This is a genomic window from Sphingomonas sp. ID0503 (assembly GCF_048565625.1).
Taxonomy (GTDB): domain Bacteria; phylum Pseudomonadota; class Alphaproteobacteria; order Sphingomonadales; family Sphingomonadaceae; genus JBLZUR01.
Genome location: NZ_JBLZUR010000002.1, coordinates 2,099,965 through 2,119,566 on the forward strand (window position 1 = coordinate 2,099,965; position 19,602 = coordinate 2,119,566).

A 19,602-nucleotide genomic window follows, 5' to 3' on the forward strand; every position below is an offset into this window, starting at 1 on the left:
CCGGCAACAGGGTCTACGAAGCTGGCATGGTTCAAGTCATCGCCGAAATCGGCTGCAACCACATGGGCGATCTGGCCGTTGCCAAGGAGATGGTCACGGTCGCTGCGCGGGTCTGCAAGGCGGACGTGGCGAAGTTCCAGAAGCGCAGCAACCGTGAACTCCTGACGGCGGAGCAATATGCCGGCCCGCATCCTGTGCCCGCGAATGCCTATGGTGCCACTTACGGAGAGCATCGCGAGAAGCTCGAATTCACCCCCGAGCAGCACCAGGAACTGCAGGCGCATTGTGCTGCCGAGGGCATAGGCTACTCGACGTCGGTCTGGGATCTGACCTCCGCGAGGCAGATGGCGGCGCTCGCCCCATCCCTTCTCAAGATTCCCTCTGCCAGCAACCTCAACTGGGCAATGCAGGACTGGCTCGCACGGAATTATGGCGGGGAGATCCACCTGTCCGTGGGCATGACCACGCGCGAAGAGGTGGAGGAGATCGTGCACTTCTATGAGGTGCGCGATCGGGCACGCGACGTCGTGCTCTACGCTTGCACCTCCGCTTATCCGGTCTCGTTCGATGACATCTGCCTGCGCGAGATCACCGCGCTGAAGGACCGCTACGACGGCCGGGTTAAGGCGATCGGCTTTTCCGGTCATCATCTTGGCATCGCCGCGGATGTCGGCGCCGTGGCGCTCGGCGCCGAGTGGATCGAGCGGCACTTCACGCTCGACCGGACCTGGAAGGGAACCGACCACGCCGCCAGCCTGGAGCCGGACGGCCTTCGCCGGCTTGTCCGCGATGTGGCAGCGGTGAGCCGCGCGCTCAGCTACAAGTCCTCGGACCTTCTCCCCGTCGAGATTGAGCAGCGCCGCAAGCTCAAATGGCAACGGGTGGACGAGGCCGCAGCCTGAGATGGATGCGCCTCGCGCGATTGCGGTCATTCCCGCCCGCGGCGGATCAAAGGGGCTGCCGGGCAAGAACCTGGCGCCGCTGGACGGCGTCCCCCTTGTCCTCCGCACGATCCGCGCTGCGCAGGCGGCAAGCCGAATCGATTGCGTCATTGTGTCGAGTGACGATCCGGCGATCCTGGCGCTGGCGAAAGAGGCCGGCGTGACGGCGCTTGATCGTCCGGCCGCCATCTCCGGCGACGAGGCATCGTCCGAAGCTGCTGTGCTCCATGCGCTGGATTCGATCTCTACCGCAGATGGCGTGGTGGTGATGCTGCAATGCACGTCGCCGTTCACCACGCCGGTCGAGGTGGATGCGTTGGTAACGGCACTGGATGACGCGGCTTACGACAGCGCCGTGATCGTCCGTGCCGATCACGGCTTCCTCTGGCGCCGGGACGCCGGACGAGGGGTCGGCGTCAATCACGATCCCACCTGCCCCCGCCAGCGGCGGCAGGATCTGGAGCCCGCATTCCGCGAAACCGGTGCGGGCTACGCCATGCGGATGGCGGCGTTCCGGCAAACCGGTCATCGCTTCTGCGGCAACGTGGCTCTGGTTCAGAGCGACGCGCCCGCCGTGGAGATCGACGATGCGGCCGATCTGGCTCTCGTTCGGGCGATCGCGGCGACGCGGGCAGAACTGACTATTCCGAGTCTTTCCGGGGTTCGGGCGCTGGTCACCGATTTCGACGGCGTGCACACCGACGATTGTGCGATCGTGTCGGAGGATGGAACCGAGTCAGTCCGGGTGTCTCGCCGTGACGGCCTAGGGATTGAGATGCTGAAGGCGGCGGGCGTACCCGTCCTGATCCTCTCCCGCGAGGCAAATGCGGTGGTGCGACGACGGGCGGAGAAGCTGCAGGTGCCGGTCATACACGGCTGCCGCGACAAGCTGACGGCACTTCGCGACTGGGGTGTGGCAGAGGGAATACCGCTGTCCGACATCGCCTATGTCGGGAATGACGTGAACGACATCGAGTGCATGGCAGCGGTTGGCGTTTCCTGCGCACCAGTCGATGCTCATCCTGAGGCGCTCCGGGCTGCGACGATGGTGCTTGAAAGGCGCGGCGGTGACGGGGCGGTGCGTGAGATCTGCGACCTGATCCTGGCGGCACGGGGATGATCGCCGGGATCCGGCGCATGATCGGCGCGGACAGGCTGCTGCGCGACAAGCTCAACAAGGTCCGGAACCAGCGCGACGAACTCCGCGAGCGACTTGCCGCCCTGACCAATCTCGCCAGGAACGGCGGGTTCCACCTGATGGATGCCTTCCGCGAACGGGCGGGCTGGGCGGAGGGAGAGTTGCCGCCCTACGAGGCTTCACCGCTGCCCACCGATCCACCGCCGCCCGGCGTCGCCTTCGTCGTGGTGGCGACGGCCCGCTTTGCTCCCGGGCTAGGTGCGCTGCTTCGGTCGATGAAAGCGGTCTACCCGAACCTCGATTCCGATATCCACGTCTTCCACGATGGGTCGCTTACCGACTTCCTGCAACAACGGCTCAGGCTGGTGCACGAACGGCTCATCTTCTCGATACCGGACATGAGCTGGATGGGGAGCGTTCCGGAGACCTCCCCCAACCACCGCCGCATCGGGGCGATCGGGTACATGAACGTCATGGCGCTGGAACTGGAGGGCTACAACCGGCTGATCCTCCTCGACGCCGACATGCTGGTTCTCGGCGGCCTTGCACCCTTGTGGCAGCGGGAGGGGTTCGTCGTCTGCGCGGATTGCGGCGAGCGGCCTTATGCCATCCGCTCCCCCGCGACAGGCGATCTGGTGCTCAACAGCGGGGTCATCAGCGTTCCGGGTGAGGAGACCGGGCCTGCCGCGTTCGCCGCAATGCAAGAGACAGTCCGCCGCTTCGCCGCCACGACCGACTGCGCGGCGCTGGACCATTTCGCCGACCAGAAGATCTGGAACCTGTACCTCAAGGACAAACCGAAGAGCTGGGCGCCGCTGAACCTCAACTGCAATTCGAAGTACCTGGCCCGATGGCTGGGCGGCAACGCGGAGGCTGTATCGATCCTTCATTTCACCGGGCCGAAGCCTTGGGACGAGCCGACCTATCTGCCGAAGGCTATGACCGATCACGACACATCACCCGCCCCGCATCCGCACCTATGGCGGGATGTGCAGCGGCGGCATGCTTCGCGGGCCCGGCTGTCGGAGTTCCGGGCCCTGCCTCGCCCGGCCCGGGGCAAGTCGGAGACCTGCGTTCTCGTCGAACGGGCCGAGCAGGCGATGGCCGATTGCGAGACGATCGCCCTTGCGGACGTGGGTGTTGCCCAGGCTGACCACCTGATCCTCCGTCCCGAGATGATGGGCGGGTGGAACAGCTTTGCGCCGCATTTGCCGGAGCACCTCTTGCCCCGCGTCCGGGCTCAGGCAAAGCCGCCGCGGCTCTGGGCGCCGTTCTATTTCCGCGAGTACCTGAACATGCTCGATCTGGACGGGGTGACGCTGGACTGGCTGCTGATCGAGGATCCGTTCCGCCGCTATGTGGACCGCACCGGCCGCTATGATCCCGACCCGACCGGCTTTCTGGACGACGCCCGTTCCGACCTGCTGACGCTGGGCGTGCCGGCCGCGGTGGCACTGGGGGCCAAGCGGATCGTCCTGCCCCCTCCCCCGGTCGGTGACGAGCGCACCGGCTACGCCCATCGATGCGTTGCCGACGGGTTGCGTCGGCGCGGCATCGCTGTCGATCAGTACGCCTTGTAGGACTTTTCCTCAGCGAGTTCGGAGCCGAGCAGGAGATTGATCCGGCGCTTCAGGCCGGCGCGACGGTCGTTCTGGATGTAGACGGCGCGGGCGAGCGTGGTGAACTCCTCGGTGAAGTCCTTCTCCCGCTCCTTCTCGCGGATGTCGTCCTCGATCTGCCAAAGCTGGGCATTCACCGCCTTCAGGTCGGCGATAAGATCGGCGAGATCCTCATGCTCGATGGCGTCGGTGAACTGGCGCAGCAGCTCCAGCTCCCGCCGCACATTGGCCAGGGCGCGCACCGCCTCCAGCTTCTCCTCCTTGATCTCGAGGATCGTGATCTTGTCGAACAGGTCACCCCAGGACACCGGCACCACCGGCGTCGCCAGACCATGCGTCGGACTTGCTTCGCTGTTCACAGCCTAACCTCTTGCCTTCCCCGCGATATCCGCGCGCCCTGCGCGAAGATGAATCCGGGATCAACCCTCATGCGGGATTAATCCCCAACTCCTGAAGTTTCCGTTCCCAAGCGAGTGCATCGGCGACGATTCCGTCGAGATCGTCACGAACCGGCGCCCACCCGAACCGCGCTTTCAGGGCGCTACTGTCCGCGACGAGCGCATCGGGATCGCCGGCGCGGCGGCCTTCGATACGGCGGTCGATCGACAGGTTGGTGACACGATCGACCGCGTCCAGCACCTGCAGCACCGAATAGCCGTGGCCATAGCCGCAGTTGAAGACGTGGTTCTCATCCGGAGCGGCGACCAGTCCCTCAAGCGCCTTCACATGCGCATCGGCAAGGTCGCTGACGTGGATATAGTCGCGGACGCCGGTGCCATCCTCCGTCGCAAAGTCGGTGCCGAAAACAGACACATGGCCGCGCTTGCCGATCGCGGCTTCTACGCCGACCTTGATGAGGTGGGTCGCGCCGAGCGTCGATTGGCCCGAACGCCCCCTCGGATCGGCACCCGCCACGTTGAAGTAGCGGAGGGCGCAGTAGTTGAAGGAGTGGGCCGCCGCCGTGTCGCGCAGCATCATCTCGGTCATCAGCTTCGAGGTGCCATAGGGGTTGATCGGCCGCGTCGGCGCATCCTCGCGGATCGGCACCACCTCCGGCACGCCATAGGTCGCGGCGGTCGAGGAGAAGATGAAGTGGCGCACGCCGGTCTTCACCGCGCTTTCGATGAGGGCGCGGCTCTTCACCGTGTTGTTGAGGTAGTATTTGAGGGGCTGTTCGACCGACTCTGGTACGATGATCGATCCGGCGAAATGCATGATCGCCTTCACGCCATGCGCCGCGATCGTTGCCTCAATGAGGGTCTGGTCGGCAATGTCGCCGGAGACGAAGGTGGCGCTGTCCGGCACGGCCCAGCGGAAGCCGGTGGTGAGATTGTCGATGACGACGACCGACCAGCCGGCGTCGAGCAGCGCGAGCACCGCATGGCTGCCGATATAGCCGGCACCGCCGGTCACGAGGACGGGGAAACGGTCGCTCACAGGCCGTGATACTCCTTGTACCAGCGGAGGAAGTTGGGGATGCCGATGTCGATCGGGGTGGTCGGCGCGAAGCCGAGATCGCGGCTGATCGCGCTGATATCGGCGCTGCTTTCGGGCACGTCGCCAGGCTGCATCGGCAGGAGGTTCAGCTCCGCCTTCTTACCGAGCTCCGCCTCGATCAGGCCGATCATCCGCATCAGATCCTCCGACCGGTTGTTGCCGATGTTATAGAGCCGATGCGGGGCAAAGCTGCCGCCCGCCTTCTCCTCACCGTCATCCGGCGGCGGATTGTCGAGGCTGGCGACCACGCCCGTGACGATATCGTCGATATAGGTGAAGTCGCGGCGCATCTTGCCGTGGTTGAAGACCGGCACCGGGCGGCCCGACAGGATCGCGTCGGCGAAAAGCCACATGGCCATGTCCGGCCGGCCCCACGGGCCGTAGACCGTGAAGAAGCGGAGGCCGGTGAGCGGCACGCGGTAGAGATGGGCATAGGTCTCGCTCATCAACTCATCCGCCTTCTTGCTGGCGGCGTAGAGCGAGAGCGGGTGATCGACGCGATCCTCGACGCGGAAGGGCAGGTTCTTGTTGCCGCCATAGACCGATGAGGAGGACGCGTAGACCATCGGCAATGAGCCGCGGTTCCGCGCCAGCTCCAGCAGGTTTACATGGCCGACGATGTTGGAATGGACGTAGGCGCGGGGGTTCTCGATCGAGTAGCGGACCCCCGCCTGCGCGCCGAGATGGACGATGCGGTCGAAGTCGCGGCCGGCCAGCGCGGCTTCGAGCGCCTCCGCCACCGCGAAGTCCACCCGGACGAAGTCGAACCGATCACCATGGTCCGCCGCCAGCTTGGCAAGCCGGGCCTCCTTCAGGCGCGGATCGTAATAGTCGTTCACGACATCGACGCCGAGCACGTGGTCCCCGCGCGCGAGGAGCCGCGCGGCAGTATGGAAGCCGATGAACCCGGCGACGCCGGTGACCAGAACCGTCATCTACGCTTTCCCCCCAGACGCTCGCCCCTCGTTCTGCCGCCGAACTATTTCAGGAGCACCAATTCCTCCGCCATCGACGGGTGGAGCGCAACCGTATCGTCGAATGCCTGCTTGGTCAGCCCAGCCTTCACGGCGACGGCGGCGACCTGCAGAATTTCCGGCGCGTCCGGCCCGATCATGTGGATGCCCACCACCTGGTCGGTCGTAGCATCCACCACCATCTTGTAGAGCGAGCGCTCCTCCCGCCCCGCCAGCACGTTCTTCATCGCGCGGAAGTCCGAGGTGTAGGTGCGGACGGTGCCGAGCTTGTTCTTGGCCTGCGCCTCCGTCATGCCCACCCCCGCCATCGGCGGATGGCTGAACACCGCCGAGGGAATGCAGTTGTAGTCGACGCGCCAGGGCTTGTTGCCGAACACGGTATCGGCAAAGGCCTGCCCCTCCCGGATGGCGACCGGGGTGAGCTGGACCCGGTTGGTGACGTCGCCGACCGCATAGATGCTGTCACAGGTCGACTTGCTGTCCTCATCGACCTTGATCGCGCCCTGATCGTCCAGTTCGACACCTGCGGTTTCCAGGCCCAGGCCCCTGGTGTGCGGCACGCGGCCGGTGGCGAAGAGCAGGCAGTCGGTCTCGATCGTCTTGCCGCCGGCATGGACGGTCAGCGATCCGTCCCCGTTCTTCACGACCTTTTCGAAGGGTGCGTTGAAGATAAACTGGATGCCCTTGGTCATCGAGATCTGGAGAAGGCGATCGCGGATCTGCTCGTCATAGCCGCGCAGGATGGTGGCACCGCGATTGGCGATCGTCACCTCGGCTCCGAACTGGTTGAAGATCCCGGCGAATTCATTGGCGATATAGCCGCCACCGGCGATCACGATGCGCCTCGGCACCTCCGGCAGATGGAACGCCTCGTTGGAGGTGATGCCGAGTTCCGCGCCCTCGCATTCGGGCCGCTGCGGCCAGGCCCCGGTCGCGATCAGGATGTACTTGGCGGTGACCTCCTGCCCCTTGCCGAGCGACACCGAGTGCGGGCCGGTGACGATGGCGCGGGCGTGGATCACCTCGACGCCGTGGCTGGTCAGCGTGTTGTTGTAGAGGCCCTCTAGCCGCTTGACGTCGTTGAGGACGTTGTCGCGGAGCGTCGACCAGTTGAACCTGCAGCCGTCGATCTCCCAGCCGAAGCGTTTTGCGTCGATGATGTCCTCGGCGAAGTGCGCGCCGTAGACGAGCATCTTCTTCGGCACGCAGCCCCGGATGACGCAGGTGCCGCCGACCCGGTACTCCTCCGCAACGGCGACCTTCGCCCCGTGGGCCGCCGCGATGCGGCTGGCGCGAACGCCGCCCGAGCCGGCGCCGATGACGAAGAGGTCGTAGTCGTATTCGGCCATGGGGTCCGCCTGCTGAAATGATGCCGGGACATGAGGTGTGGGCGGTGCCGCGTCAACCGCCGCGCACGCCCGATTCGGGCGCGGAAGTTTGCCAAGTTGTCACTACGTAACGCCGGGAATCGTCCCTCGCAGACGTTCCGGCTGAGCGTGCGAGGATGTGGCGGGAGGTGGTCATGCGACCAGCTTGCAGAAGAAGTCCTACATTGGAAGGACAACGACGATCCTCCCCCGCAAGGGGGAGGTGGCGCCGCCAGGCGACGGAGGGGGCGGGCGGCGGAGACCTCGGACTTCCTGTCCTCCCCCTCCGTCAGGCTACGCCTGCCACCTCCCCCTGGCGGGGGAGGATAAGGTTACCCGAACGCGCGCTCGATCAGCGCCTTGGTGGAGGGATCGAACTCGGTCGCGCCGCCGCTCTCGATCGACTTGGCGATTTCCTTGCCCAATTCCACGCCGAACTGGTCGAAGGGGTTGATGCCGATCAGCTTGGCGCCGGCGAAGACGCGGTGCTCGTAGAAGGCGATCAGCGCGCCCAAGCGGGCGGGAGTCAGCTCGTCCATCAGGATCGTGCTGCTCGGCCGGTCGCCGGGGTAGGAGCGGGCGGGATCGTCGGAGGCCTTGCCGGCCATCAGCGCCGCGCCTTGGGCGAAGCAGTTGGTAAGGAGCGCCTTGTGATGCCCCTCATCGAGCACATGGCCTGGCTCGATCGCGGCGATGAACTCGACGGGGACGAGGTGGGTGCCCTGATGGAGGAGCTGGAAAACGGCGTGCTGCGCGTCGGTGCCGACGCCGCCCCAGGTGATCGGCGCGGAAATGGGGACGGGATCACCTTCGACGGTTACCCGCTTGCCGTTCGATTCCATCTCCAACTGCTGGAGGTAGAAGGGGAGCAGCGCGAGCCGTTCGTCATAGGCGAAGATCGCGCGGGTCTGCGCACCACGGACGATCGCGTAATAATAGTCGATGAAGGCGGCGAGGACGGGGATGTTCTCCTCCGGGGCGGCGTAGCGGAAGTGGCGGTCCATCGCGCCCGCGCCCTCCAGCAGTTCCTCGAACGCGTCCCAGCCGAGTGCGATCGCCGCGGGGAAGCCGATCGAGGACCAAAGCGAGTAACGGCCGCCGACCGACTCGGCGAAGGGGAGGATGCGGGTCTCGTCCACGCCGAACTCGATCGCCTTTTCCGGCGCGGCGGTGAGGGCGATGACCTGGCCGTAGGGATCCTCGACACCGCCCTCCGCCATCCAGGCGAGGGCGGAGCGGGCGTTGAGCATGGTCTCGCTGGTGGTGAAGGTCTTCGATGCGATGGCGATCAGGGTCGCGGCGGGATCGAAGCGCTTGAGCGCCTGTTCGAGCGCGGCGCCATCCACGTTGGAGACGATCTCGACATCGTAGCGGTCCGATTCGCGGCCGAGGGCGTCGACCAGCAGCTTGGGGCCGAGCGCCGAGCCGCCGATGCCGATGTGGAGGACGTGGCGGATCGGGCCCATCGCGTCCGCCTCGATCGCGTCGATCAGCGCGCGCATGCGGGCGTGATAGGCCTTGGCGCGGTCGACGCTCTCGGGCGCGCCCTGCCCTCGCTCGGCGGTGTGCTCGGCGGCGCGCCCTTCGGTCGGGTTGACCACCGCGCCGGAGAAGAGCGCGTCGCGGGCAGCATCGAAGCCGCCGGCCTTCAGGATCTCGGCGAACTTGGCGATCAGCGGCTTGGTGAGGTGGGTCTTGGCGAAGTCGAAGCGGAGGCCTGCCTCTTCGAAGACGAAGTTGGACAGGCGGTCCGGCTCGGCCTTGAACAGATCAATGAGCGTCGGCCGCTCCGCCGCCACGATGTCCTTCCAGATCCCGTCCGTCTGCGTCACGCCATGACCTCTTCGGCTTTTGCTGTGGTGCAGCATCGTAGCCGCTCCCGCCCCGTCATGCCAGCGGAGGCTGGCATCGCGCAGATGGTGAGCGATCCCAGCCTTCGCTGGGGTGACGAAAGCAGGCATAGGGGTGCCATGACCGAGATCACGATCGCCAGCGCTGCCCTGTCCGCCACCATCTCCCCGCTGGGCGCGGAGTTGCAGGTCTTGCGCGATCCCGAGGGGCGCGATCTGCTGTGGTCGGGAGATCCGGCGTTCTGGAGCGGGCGTGCACCGGTGCTGTTCCCGATCGTCGGGGCGCTGAACGGGGGCGTGTACCGGGTCGATGGCCGGGAGTACGCCCTGTCGCAGCACGGTTTTGCGCGGCGGCGGACCTTTGCGCTGGTGGATCGGACGGACACCTCGGCGCGGTTCCGGCTGGAGGCGGATGAGGGAACGCGGGCGGTCTACCCCTTCGATTTCCGGCTGGACGTGATCCACGCGATCGAGGGCGCGACGCTGACCACGATTGGTGAAGTAACCAACGAAGGCGACGAGTCCTTGCCGTGCAGCTTCGGCTTCCACCCCGCCTTCGCCTGGCCGCTGCCTTATGGCGCGCCGCGTGGCGAGCACCGGATGGTGTTCGAGCGGGAGGAGCGCGATCCGGTCATGGCAGTCGAAGGCGGGCTGTTGCTGCCACCGACCGCGCCGAACCCGGTGAATGATCGCGTGCTACGCCTCGATGACGCGCTGTTTGTTACCGACGCAGTGGTGATGCCGACGCCTGCCAACCGCTCGCTCCTCTACGGCGTCGAGGGCGGGCCGCAGTTACGGATCGACTGGCCGGACATGCCGTCGCTGGCGATCTGGTCGAAGCCGGGGGCGGGGTTCGTCTGCGTGGAGCCCTGGCAGGGCCATGCCGATCCGGTCGGCTTCACGGGAGAGTTCCGCGACAAGCCGGGGGTGGTCGAGATCGCGCCCGGCGAGACGCGGCGGTTCGGGATGAGTGTCACATTGGTTTCCTGACAGCCACAGCCGTTCGGGCTGAGCTTGTCGAAGCCCCGGTGCGGCGGTCATCTCTGGCCCTCGACAAGCTCAGGGCGAACGGCGTTGAAGCGTTGACAGCGCTGCCATATTCTTCAGTTGCGTCGAGAATGGCCCGCTCCTAGAGGGCGCTGGACGGCTTGGAGGAGACATGATGGGCAGCGCGTTCGGATCCCTCCTCCTCTTCGGCGCGACGGGCGACCTGTCGCAGCGGATGCTCCTCCCCTCGCTCTACGGCCTCCATGCCGACAAGCTGGTGCCCGATGACCTCACCATCTTCGGCACGGCGCGTAGCCCGATGTCGGACGAGGAGTTTCGCCAGTTCGCGGCCGAGGCGCTGAAGAAGCATGTCAGCGCGGATCGACTGAACGACGAAGCCGTCGCGAGCTTCCTGCCCCGTCTCCGCTACGTGCCCGTCGACGCATCGCAGCCCGACCACTTCGACGAACTCGCCAAGGCGGTGAAGCCCGTCGCGAAGGACCGCGGCCTTGCCATCTTCCTGTCCACCGCGCCCAGCCTATTCGCCTCCACGATCGACGGGCTGAAGCAGGCGGGGCTGACCGGCGACGATGTCCGCCTGGCCCTCGAAAAGCCGCTCGGCACCGATCTCGCCAGCAGCCGGGAGGTGAACGACGCCGCGCTCTCCGCCTTCCCGGAGGAGCGGACGTTCCGGATCGACCATTACCTCGGCAAGGAGACGGTGCAGAACCTGCTCGTCCTCCGCTTCGGCAATCTGATGTTCGAGCCGCTGTGGAACAATGCCGGCATCGACTATGTCCAGATCACCATCGGCGAAACGGTCGGGCTGGAGGGCCGCGCGGGATATTACGACGGCTCCGGCGCGCTGCGCGACATGGTGCAGAACCACATGCTCCAGCTGCTCGCCCTCGTCGCGATGGAGGCCCCTGCCCGCTTCGACGCGACGGCGATCCGCAACGAGAAGGTGAAGGTGCTGAGCGCGCTCCGCCCGATCACCACCAGCGCGCGCGACGACACCGTGACGGGCCAGTATGCGGCGGGCGTGGCGGGCGGTGCGGGTGCGCCTGGATATATCGAGGAACTGGGCAAGACGTCCGACACCGAGACCTTCGTGGCGATCCGCGCGCATGTCGACAACTGGCGCTGGGCGGGTGTCCCCTTCTACCTGCGCACCGGCAAGCGCCTGCCCGTCCGCACGTCGGAGATCGTGATCCAGTTCAAGTCGGTGCCGCATTCGATCTTCAAGGATCGCGGCGGGCGGCTGCACAGGAACCGGCTGGTCATCAAGCTGCAGCCGGAGGAGTCGGTCAGCATGCACGTCATGGCCAAAGTCCCCGGCCTTGACCGCGAGGGGATCGACCTGCGCGAGGTGCCGCTGGACCTTTCCCTGACAACCGCCTTCGCCGGCAGCCGCAAGCGCATCGCCTATGAACGCCTGCTGCTGGATTTGCTGGAAGGCGACCCCACCTTGTTCGTGCGCCGCGACGAGGTCGAGGCGCAATGGGCCTGGATCGACGGGATCAGAAAGGGTTGGGCGATGAACCAAGTCACGCCCAAACCGTATCCTGCGGGGACCTGGGGTCCGGCGGCGGCGATCGCCCTGACCGAACGCGACGGAGTGCATTGGAATGATTGAAGCCGAATGGTGGGACTATGACGACGCCGCCGAGCTGAATGAGGCGGTGGCCGGCGACATCGGCTTCATCATCGAGAGCGCACTCGACGCGCGGGATCAGGCGCTGATCGCGCTGTCCGGCGGCAAGACCCCGGTGAAGGCCTATGAGAAGCTCGCCAAGGCCAAGCTGAAGTGGAAGAACGTCGTCATCGTGCCGACCGACGACCGGCTGGTGCCGATCGACAGCCCCTTGTCGAACGTGGCGATGCTTGCGCGGATCTTCATGCCTTTGGGCGCACGCGTCCTGCCGATCGGATCGACCAACGACGACTATAAGGCGGCGGGCAAGGCGGCGGATGCGCGACTGGCGGATCTCAGCTGGCCGCCGGATCTCGTCCTTCTCGGCATGGGTGCGGACGGGCACACCGCCTCGATCTTCCCCGGACCGGATTTCGACGAGGCGCTGAACGGGCCGAAGACGCGCCGCGCGATCGGCGTCATGCCGGACCCGATGCCCAAGGACGCGGCGGTGCCCCGCGTTACGCTGACCAAATCGGCGATCCTCTCCTCCCGCTCGCTGGCGATGATGATCACCGGGCAGGACAAGCGCGAGGTACTGGAACAGGCGATCGAGCAGGGCGCTTCCGCCACGACGCCGATCGGCCGCGTACTGGCCGATTGCGAGCTGCCGATCGACATTCACTGGAGCGCGTGAGCATGGTCCATCCCGTCGTCGAGAAGGTGACCCGCCGCATCGTCGAGCGATCGGCGGACCGGCGGCGCGACTATCTCGATCTGATCGCGCGCGAAGCTGACAGCGGTGTCGATCGCCCGCGCCTCGCCTGCGGCAACCTCGCCCACGGCTTCGCGGGCACGGAGGAGGACCGCGACGCGATGATCGAGCGACCTAAGGCGATGAACATCGGCATCGTCACGGCCTATAACGATATGCTGTCGGCCCACGCGACCTATCGGCAATATCCCGAGCAGATGAAGGTCTTCGCGCGCGAGGTGGGCGCCACCGCGCAGGTGGCCGGCGGCGTGCCGGCGATGTGCGACGGTGTGACGCAGGGGCAGCCGGGCATGGAGTTGTCGCTGTTCAGCCGCGACACCATCGCGCTCTCAACGATCGTGGCGCTCAGCCACGGCATGTACGAGGGCGCGGCGCTGCTCGGCATCTGCGACAAGATCGTGCCGGGCCTCGTGATCGGCGCGCTGCGCTTCGGCCACCTGCCGACGATTCTGGTGCCGGGCGGCCCGATGCCTTCGGGCGTTCCGAACAAGGAGAAGGTCCGCGTCCGCCAGCTCTATGCCGAGGGCAAGGTCGGTGAGGCGGAACTGCTCAAGTCCGAGATCGCGAGCTATCACACCAAGGGCACCTGCACCTTCTATGGCACGGCTAATTCGAACCAGGTGATGATGGAAGCGATGGGCCTGCACATCCCGTCGGCGGCGTTCATCAATCCGGGCACCAAGCTGCGCCAGGAACTGACCCGCGCGGCCGTGCACCGGCTGGCCCAGATCGGCCGGAACGGCGACGATTACCGTCCGCTCGGCCGCTGTGTGGACGAGAAGGCGATCGTCAACGCGTGCGTCGCCCTGCTGGCGACCGGCGGATCGACGAACCATGCTATCCATTTGCCGGCGATGGCCCGGGCGGCGGGGATCATCATCGACTGGGACGATTTCGCCGAACTGTCGGCGGCGGTGCCGTTGATCGCGCGGGTCTATCCGAACGGGCCGGACGACGTGAACGCCTATCGCGAGGCGGGCGGCACGGCCTATACGATCGGCACGCTCCTCGATGGCGGGTTCCTGCACGGCGACATCCTGACCGTGCATGGCGACTTCTCGGATTACGCCAAGGAGCCTGTGCTGGAGGGGGACAAGCTCGCCTGGGCCGCTGTGCCGGTGGCGCGCGACACGACGGTGCTGCGCCCCCATGCCGACCCCTTCCAACCGGAGGGCGGGATGCGCCTCCTCCAGGGTAATCTCGGCCGCTGCGTGATGAAGATCTCGGCGGTCGAGGAGGAGCGCTGGATCGTCGAGGCCGCGGCGCGGGTGTTCTCCGATCAGGACGAGGTGCTCGCCGCATTCAAGAACAAGGAGTTGGAGCGCGATGTCGTCGTTGTCGTCCGCTTCCAGGGTCCGGGTGCGAACGGAATGCCGGAGTTGCATAAGCTGACCCCGGCGCTCGGCGTGTTGCAGGACCGTGGGTTCAAGGTCGCGCTGGTGACCGACGGGCGGATGTCGGGCGCGAGCGGCAAGGTGCCGGCGGCGATCCACCTATCGCCCGAGGCTCTGGGCGGCGGGCCCGTCGCGCGGCTTCGCGATGGTGATGTGGTGCGTGTGGATGCGGCGAACGGAACGATCGATGCGCTGGTCCCGCAGGCCGAGTGGGAATTGCGCGACCTGGCGAAAGCGCCGGAGTTCCGCGCCGGCACCGGCCGCGAGTTGTTCGCGCTGATGCGGCATGGCGTTTCGACCGCGGAAGAAGGCGGATCGGCGATGCTGGCTTTGGCGGGATTATAGAAAACCAGCCGTTCGGGCTGAGCCTGTCGAAGCCCCAGCGGCACGGTAGTGCGGGCACTTCGACAAGCTCAGTGCGAACGGGCGTAAGGATATGACGATGACCACCGACGATGTGATGACCCTCGCCCCCGTGATCCCGGTGCTGGTCATCAACGACGCCGCCGACGCCCGGCCGATCGCCGAGGCGCTGGTCGCGGGCGGCATTCGTGCGCTGGAAGTGACCCTCCGCACCCCCGCCGCGATCGAGGCGATGCAGGAGATGGCGAAGGTCGAGGGCGCGGTGGTCGGCGCGGGGACCGTCATCAACGAGAACCAGCTGCGGCAGGCACTCGACGCGGGCGCGCAGTTCATCGTCTCGCCCGGCCTGACCGAGGGGCTGACGAAGGCGGTACTGGCGGCAGGCGTTCCGTACCTGCCCGGCGTGGCGAGCGGCAGCGACATCATGCGCGGCATGGACCTCGGCCTCACCCGCTTCAAGTTCTTCCCGGCGGAGGCGAATGGCGGCATCCCCGCGCTGACCGCCCTCGCAGCGCCGTTCTTTGAGGCGCGGTTCTGCCCGACGGGCGGGGTCAATGCGGGCAATGCGCGCGACTGGCTGGCGGTGCCGGCGGTTAAATGCGTCGGCGGCAGCTGGCTGGTGCCGAAGGGACCGGTGGACAAGGCAACGATCACTGCGCTGGCGAAGGAAGCCGCCGCTCTACGCGCGTAAGCGCAATCAGCTCATTCTTCTAGAGGGCGCTGCGCGGCTAGATGCCGCCTTCGACCGTTTCGTAGCCGAGCGCCTTCAGCCCTTCGGTGACCGCGCCCACACAAGCGTCAAGCGCCGTCGCGTCCACCGACCGGCAAACGAAGTTCGCGCCGACCCGGCCCTGGTTGAAGAACGGATAGCTCCCGATCTGGCAGCCTTCATGCGCGCGCTCGGTCTCGCGCAGCAGATCGGCGATCTCGCTTTCCGGCGCAAAGGCGCCGACGGTGCGGGAGAGGACGGGCAGGCCGCCCTCCAGCGTGCCGGTCAGCGCGTCCAGCATCATCTGGGCGATGTGCGGCACGCCCGCCAGAATGAAGATGTTGTCGTAGCGGATGCCCGGCGCGCCCGACATGCGGTTCTCGATCAGGCTCGCGCCCTCAGGCACCCGCGCCATGCGCAGGCGGGCGTCGGTCAGGCCGCCGCGCGCCGCATAATAGCCCTCTAGCACGGCGCGCGCCTTTGGGTGCACCACCACCGGCACGCCCAGTGCCGCCGCGACCGCGTCCACGGTAATGTCGTCATGCGTCGGGCCGATCCCGCCAGTGGTGAAGAGGTAATTGTGCGCCGCGCGCAGGCTGTTCAGGGCCTCGCCAATCGCGGCCATGTCGTCGGCGACGACCCGCACCTCCTTCAGGCGGATACCCTGGACGTTCAGCCAGGTCGCGAGCTGCGCGATGTTCTTGTCCTGCGTGCGGCCGGACAGGATTTCGTCGCCGATCACCATCAGGGCGGCCGTGTAGATGCGCGTGCTGGTCATGGAGCGGGCATAGCGCGGTGCAGGACGGGCGGACAGTCCCCAAGCATCGCGAACGGCGGTGGGGTGACGGCGTGGGAAGGGAGGACTATATCGCGCTCATGACCGAATACGTCCTCGCCGACACCGCCGCGCCCTCGCGTACCCACGCCATCAAGCTCTACGGCCCGGACGGCTTCGAAGGAATGCGGCGGGCCGGGCGGCTGGCGGCGGAAGTGCTCGACGCGCTGGTGCCGCATGTGAAGGTGGGCGTTTCGACCGACGAGATCGACCGGATCGCCTATGAGCACATCGTCCGCGCGGGTGGCCTGCCCGCCTGCCTCGGCTATCGGGGCTATACTAAGACGACCTGCATCTCGATCAACCACGTTATTTGCCACGGCATCCCGTCCGAGCGGACGTTCAAGGACGGCGACATCGCCAATATCGACGTGACGGTGATCCTCGACGGCTGGCACGGCGACACCAGCCGGATGTACCTGCTGGGCGATGTCGGCGTGAAGGCGAAGAAGCTGGTCGACACGACCTATGAGTGCCTGATGCTGGGGATCGAGCAGGCGAAGCCGGGCAATCGGCTGGGCGACATCAGCCACGCGATCCAGACCCATGCGGAGCGGCAGCGCTACAGCGTTGTGCGCGATTTCTGCGGCCATGGCGTAGGGCGCGTGTTCCATGATGCGCCGGACGTGGTCCATGCCGGCAAGGCGGGCACCGGGCCGGAGCTGAAGCCCGGCATGTTCTTCACGATCGAGCCGATGATCAACATCGGGCGGCCGGACGCGAAGATCCTCGACGACGGCTGGACGGCGGTGACGCGCGACCGGTCGCTTTCCGCTCAGTTCGAGCATTCGGTGGGGATCACCGAGGACGGGTGCGAGATCTTCACGAAGAGCTTGGCGGGCTTGGATCGGCCGCCTTACGCATAATTCTCCCTAGCGAAGCTGGGGAGGGGGACCATCCGAAGGATGGTGGAGGGGTCGCCGCGAAGACGGCGGTTGCGCCCCGCCCCTCCACCACCGGCTCCGCCGGCGGTCCCCCTCCCCGAGCAAGCTCAGGGAGGATTTACTTCTGCGCCCCCGCGAACGTCACCAGGCTCTCCGCACCGTTCTTCGCCACGGCCGCCACCCCGAAGAAATTGTCGTCGATGTTGACGTTCTTCAGGAACAGGCTGGTCTCGCCGGCGCCGACGTCCTTCATCTCGGTCCAGTCCTGCCGGTCCGCGCGACGCCAGCGCACCCGGTAGCCCGCCGCACCCGGCACCGCCGCCCACGCCACCGTGGTATCCGCCGTCACCGCACCGGTAATCGAGGCCGAGCCCGGTGCCGCAGGCGCGTTCGCCAGTTCGCGGGCGGCGGCGATGTTCACCGCCGTGACCTTCGCGAGATAGGGGAAGTCCATCGCGTCGATGGTGTCGCCGTACTTGCGGCCATCCTCCGTGCGCAGATCCTGATGCTCTCGGTCGTAGTTCTCCGTCGCCTCGGTAAAGCGGATCGCGGGAAAGCCCGCTTCCAGGAACGGCAGGTGATCGCCGCCCCGGCTGAACCGGTCCGGACGGCGGATCGCGACCACGCCGAAGTCCTTGGAGCCGCCGACCCGCTGCGCGAGCTTCGCCAGCGCGCGCGAGGGGCCGTCATCCTCCCCGCCGATCCCGCGCCGCTTCAGCGCCGCGTCATGATCCTCCGCGAAGCGGATGCCCTCGCTGAACACGCGCACATAGGAGTCGATGTGATCGCCGCCTTGCCCGTGCGTGTTGCCGACGATGTCGTTGTTGAGCACGCCCGCCACCCGCCAGCCGCGCTTCCTGGCCGTGTCGGCGAGGAGCTTGCCGCCCCACAGCCCCTGCTCCTCACCGGAGAGGAGCGCATAGACGATCGTCGCGCCGAGCTTTTCCTTCGACAGCAGCCGCGCCGCCTCGATCACCAGCGCGCTGCCGGATCCGTCGTCATTCGCCCCCGGCGCGTCGCTCGTCGCGTCCATGACATCAGTGACGCGGCTGTCGATATGACCCTGGATGATGATGACGCGGTCGGGATCGGTGGTGCCGCGCTGGATGGCGAGCACGTCCTCCACCACCACGCCCGCCGGAGCGCGGGGGCCGGTAAAGCGATCCGCCACCCGCTCGACCGTCAGGCAGCCGCCGCAGTCCTTCGCGATCTCCGCGAAGCGCCCCGCCGCCCAGTTCCGCGCCGCACCGATCCCGCGCTTCGCGTCGGTGGCGGAGGAAAGCGTGTGGCGCGTTCCGAACGACACCAGCTTCTCGACGGTCTTGTGCAGTTCCGTCGTGCTCGGCGCCGGCGCGGCGGCGGTCAGCGGCAGGGCCGCGGCGGCGAGGAGAAGCGGGCGCAGGTTCATCAATTCACTCCAGTCCGGAAATCGAGCGCCCGGGCGAACACCGCCTCGAACATCGCAGGCGTCAGAACGCGCGTGTTCTGATTATAGCGCGAGCAATGATAGCTATCGATGATGGTCAGGCCGGAGGGTACGACATGCTCGGCCAGATGCCCGAAGCGGCATTTGGGCAGCTTGCCGCCCAGTGCCTTGACCGCCGACTGATGGGCGATCTGCCCTAACGCCACCACCACGCGCAGGTTGGGCAGCAGCCCTAGCGGGGGCACGAGGAAGTCGCGGCAGGTGCGGATCTCCTCCGGCGTCGGCTTGTTCTGCGGGGGCACACAGCGCACCGCGTTGATGATGATCGCGCCCGTCAGCCGCAGGCCGTCGCCCGGTGTGGCGCCGTATTCCCCCTCCGCCAGGCCCACCTTCAGCAGCGTATCGTAGAGCAGGTGCCCGGCGAAATCGCCCGTGAACGGACGCCCCGTGCGGTTCGCACCCTGAAGACCCGGGGCAAGGCCGACGATCGCCAGCCAGGCGTCCGGATCGCCGAAGGCGGGCACGGGTGCGTTGTGCCAGTCCGGGTGAACGGCGCGCTGATCCTCGCGGAAAGCGACAAGGCGCGGGCAGAGCGGGCAGTCGCGGCCCGGTTCGGTGGTAAGGAGGGGCACGGGCGGAAGCTGGCTATCGGATGTCACCGCACTCCGATAGGCGGGCGGCGATGACGGTGACAAGCTATGCCATCGCACTGGGATCGAACCGCCGGCACGGGCGGCACGGATCGCCGGAAAACGTCCTGCGCGCGGCAAAGGCGGCGCTGGAGGCGGCGGGCCTGCGCGTCACCGCGACGTCGCCGGTGATCCGGACCGAGGCGATGGGGCCGGCGGGGCGCGGCTTTGCCAATGCCGCCATGCTGGTGGACAGCACGCTCGCGCCCCCTGCCCTTCTCGCCTTGCTGAAGGCGACGGAGCGCGCTTTCGGCCGGCGGCGGCGAGGGCGGCGCTGGGGTGCGCGGGTGCTGGACCTCGATATCCTGCTCTGGTCCGGCGGCGCGTTCCACGCATCCGGCCTCTCGGTGCCGCATCGCGAGCTCGCCCGCCGCGCGTTCGTCCTCCGGCCGCTGGCGACCGTTGCAGGCGGATGGCGGCTGCCGGGATCGGTGCTAACCGTCCGCCATCTCCTCGCACGCTTGCAGGCGCCGCACCCGGTTGACCCCCAGCGCCCCCGCCCCTAGGACCGCCCCCGGCAT

At 67.0% G+C, this 19,602-nt stretch carries 18 protein-coding genes; 10 read left to right on the top strand and 8 right to left on the bottom strand.

The genetic code is table 11. The features are described 5' to 3' along the window. Positions 1-26: 26 nt before the first annotated feature. The 3 genes from ACM608_RS11270 to ACM608_RS11280 are packed head-to-tail and all read left to right on the top strand — an operon-like array spanning position 27 to position 3,659. The gene (locus ACM608_RS11270) at positions 27-902 is read left to right on the top strand and encodes an N-acetylneuraminate synthase family protein (protein ID WP_419683314.1); all 876 of its coding nucleotides are present in this window, start codon (positions 27-29) and stop codon (positions 900-902) included. A gap of 1 nt (position 903) precedes the next feature. After that, entirely contained in the window at positions 904-2,061 is a 1,158-nt protein-coding gene (locus ACM608_RS11275; RefSeq protein WP_419683315.1) for a cytidylyltransferase domain-containing protein, read from the top strand. After that, positions 2,058-3,659: a hypothetical protein gene (locus tag ACM608_RS11280; RefSeq protein WP_419683316.1), complete on the top strand. Its 1,602-nt coding sequence runs from the start codon at positions 2,058-2,060 to the stop codon at positions 3,657-3,659. The genes ACM608_RS11275 and ACM608_RS11280 overlap by 4 nt, the downstream gene beginning before the upstream one ends. On the opposite strand, the gene ACM608_RS11285 is transcribed toward ACM608_RS11280, so the two are convergent. From ACM608_RS11285 to pgi, 5 genes are all read right to left on the bottom strand, one after another. Next, positions 3,644-4,057, bottom strand: coding sequence for a DUF6165 family protein (locus tag ACM608_RS11285; RefSeq protein WP_419683317.1), 414 nt, complete (start codon positions 4,055-4,057; stop codon positions 3,644-3,646). The genes ACM608_RS11280 and ACM608_RS11285 overlap by 16 nt on opposite strands. Positions 4,058-4,124: 67 nt before the next feature. After that, positions 4,125-5,135, bottom strand: a complete 1,011-nt coding sequence (galE, locus tag ACM608_RS11290; protein WP_419683318.1) for a UDP-glucose 4-epimerase GalE — start codon at positions 5,133-5,135, stop codon at positions 4,125-4,127. Further along, positions 5,132-6,130, bottom strand: coding sequence for a GDP-mannose 4,6-dehydratase (locus ACM608_RS11295; RefSeq protein WP_419683319.1), 999 nt, complete (start codon positions 6,128-6,130; stop codon positions 5,132-5,134). Before ACM608_RS11295 ends, galE begins: the two co-directional genes overlap by 4 nt. A gap of 44 nt (positions 6,131-6,174) precedes the next feature. Further along, the gene (gorA, locus tag ACM608_RS11300) at positions 6,175-7,518 is read right to left on the bottom strand and encodes a glutathione-disulfide reductase (RefSeq protein WP_419683320.1); all 1,344 of its coding nucleotides are present in this window, start codon (positions 7,516-7,518) and stop codon (positions 6,175-6,177) included. Positions 7,519-7,868: 350 nt separating this feature from the next. Next, positions 7,869-9,368: a glucose-6-phosphate isomerase gene (pgi, locus tag ACM608_RS11305; protein WP_419683321.1), complete on the bottom strand. Its 1,500-nt coding sequence runs from the start codon at positions 9,366-9,368 to the stop codon at positions 7,869-7,871. A 138-nt stretch (positions 9,369-9,506) separates the two neighbouring features. On the opposite strand from pgi, the gene ACM608_RS11310 reads away from it, so the two are divergent. The 5 genes from ACM608_RS11310 to eda all read left to right on the top strand — a co-directional run bounded on the left by ACM608_RS11310 (position 9,507) and on the right by eda (position 15,229). Then, complete coding sequence (locus tag ACM608_RS11310) at positions 9,507-10,376, top strand: aldose 1-epimerase family protein (RefSeq protein ID WP_419683322.1); 870 nt, start codon at positions 9,507-9,509, stop codon at positions 10,374-10,376. Positions 10,377-10,545: 169 nt separating this feature from the next. Next, positions 10,546-12,009, top strand: a complete 1,464-nt coding sequence (gene zwf, locus ACM608_RS11315) for a glucose-6-phosphate dehydrogenase (protein WP_419683323.1) — start codon at positions 10,546-10,548, stop codon at positions 12,007-12,009. Beyond that, positions 12,002-12,703, top strand: a complete 702-nt coding sequence (gene pgl, locus ACM608_RS11320; RefSeq protein WP_419683324.1) for a 6-phosphogluconolactonase — start codon at positions 12,002-12,004, stop codon at positions 12,701-12,703. The genes zwf and pgl overlap by 8 nt, the downstream gene beginning before the upstream one ends. Further along, complete coding sequence (gene edd / locus ACM608_RS11325; RefSeq protein ID WP_419683325.1) at positions 12,700-14,520, top strand: phosphogluconate dehydratase; 1,821 nt, start codon at positions 12,700-12,702, stop codon at positions 14,518-14,520. Before pgl ends, edd begins: the two co-directional genes overlap by 4 nt. Positions 14,521-14,617: 97 nt before the next feature. Further along, positions 14,618-15,229 (top strand): bifunctional 4-hydroxy-2-oxoglutarate aldolase/2-dehydro-3-deoxy-phosphogluconate aldolase, encoded by a 612-nt coding sequence (eda, locus tag ACM608_RS11330; RefSeq protein ID WP_419683326.1) that lies wholly within the window; start codon positions 14,618-14,620, stop codon positions 15,227-15,229. Between the two features lie 37 nt (positions 15,230-15,266). Here the strand turns inward: eda and ACM608_RS11335 are convergent, their stop codons facing one another. Further along, positions 15,267-16,025 (bottom strand): competence/damage-inducible protein A, encoded by a 759-nt coding sequence (locus ACM608_RS11335; protein ID WP_419683327.1) that lies wholly within the window; start codon positions 16,023-16,025, stop codon positions 15,267-15,269. 98 nt (positions 16,026-16,123) lie between these two features. Between ACM608_RS11335 and map the strand changes: the two genes are divergently transcribed. Next, a complete protein-coding gene (gene map, locus ACM608_RS11340) occupies positions 16,124-16,948 on the top strand; it encodes a type I methionyl aminopeptidase (protein WP_419683328.1) in 825 nt (274 codons plus the stop codon). A 136-nt stretch (positions 16,949-17,084) separates the two neighbouring features. Here the strand turns inward: map and ACM608_RS11345 are convergent, their stop codons facing one another. Then, positions 17,085-18,374 carry a M28 family metallopeptidase gene (locus ACM608_RS11345; protein ID WP_419683329.1) on the bottom strand — a complete coding sequence of 430 codons (1,290 nt, stop codon included), beginning with the start codon at positions 18,372-18,374 and terminating at the stop codon, positions 17,085-17,087. After that, positions 18,374-19,051, bottom strand: a complete 678-nt coding sequence (locus ACM608_RS11350; protein ID WP_419683330.1) for a uracil-DNA glycosylase — start codon at positions 19,049-19,051, stop codon at positions 18,374-18,376. Before ACM608_RS11350 ends, ACM608_RS11345 begins: the two co-directional genes overlap by 1 nt. A 23-nt stretch (positions 19,052-19,074) precedes the next feature. Here ACM608_RS11350 and folK point away from each other — a divergent pair, with 23 nt between their 5' ends. Then, positions 19,075-19,587 carry a 2-amino-4-hydroxy-6-hydroxymethyldihydropteridine diphosphokinase gene (folK, locus tag ACM608_RS11355; protein WP_419683331.1) on the top strand — a complete coding sequence of 171 codons (513 nt, stop codon included), beginning with the start codon at positions 19,075-19,077 and terminating at the stop codon, positions 19,585-19,587. Positions 19,588-19,602 lie beyond the last annotated feature (15 nt).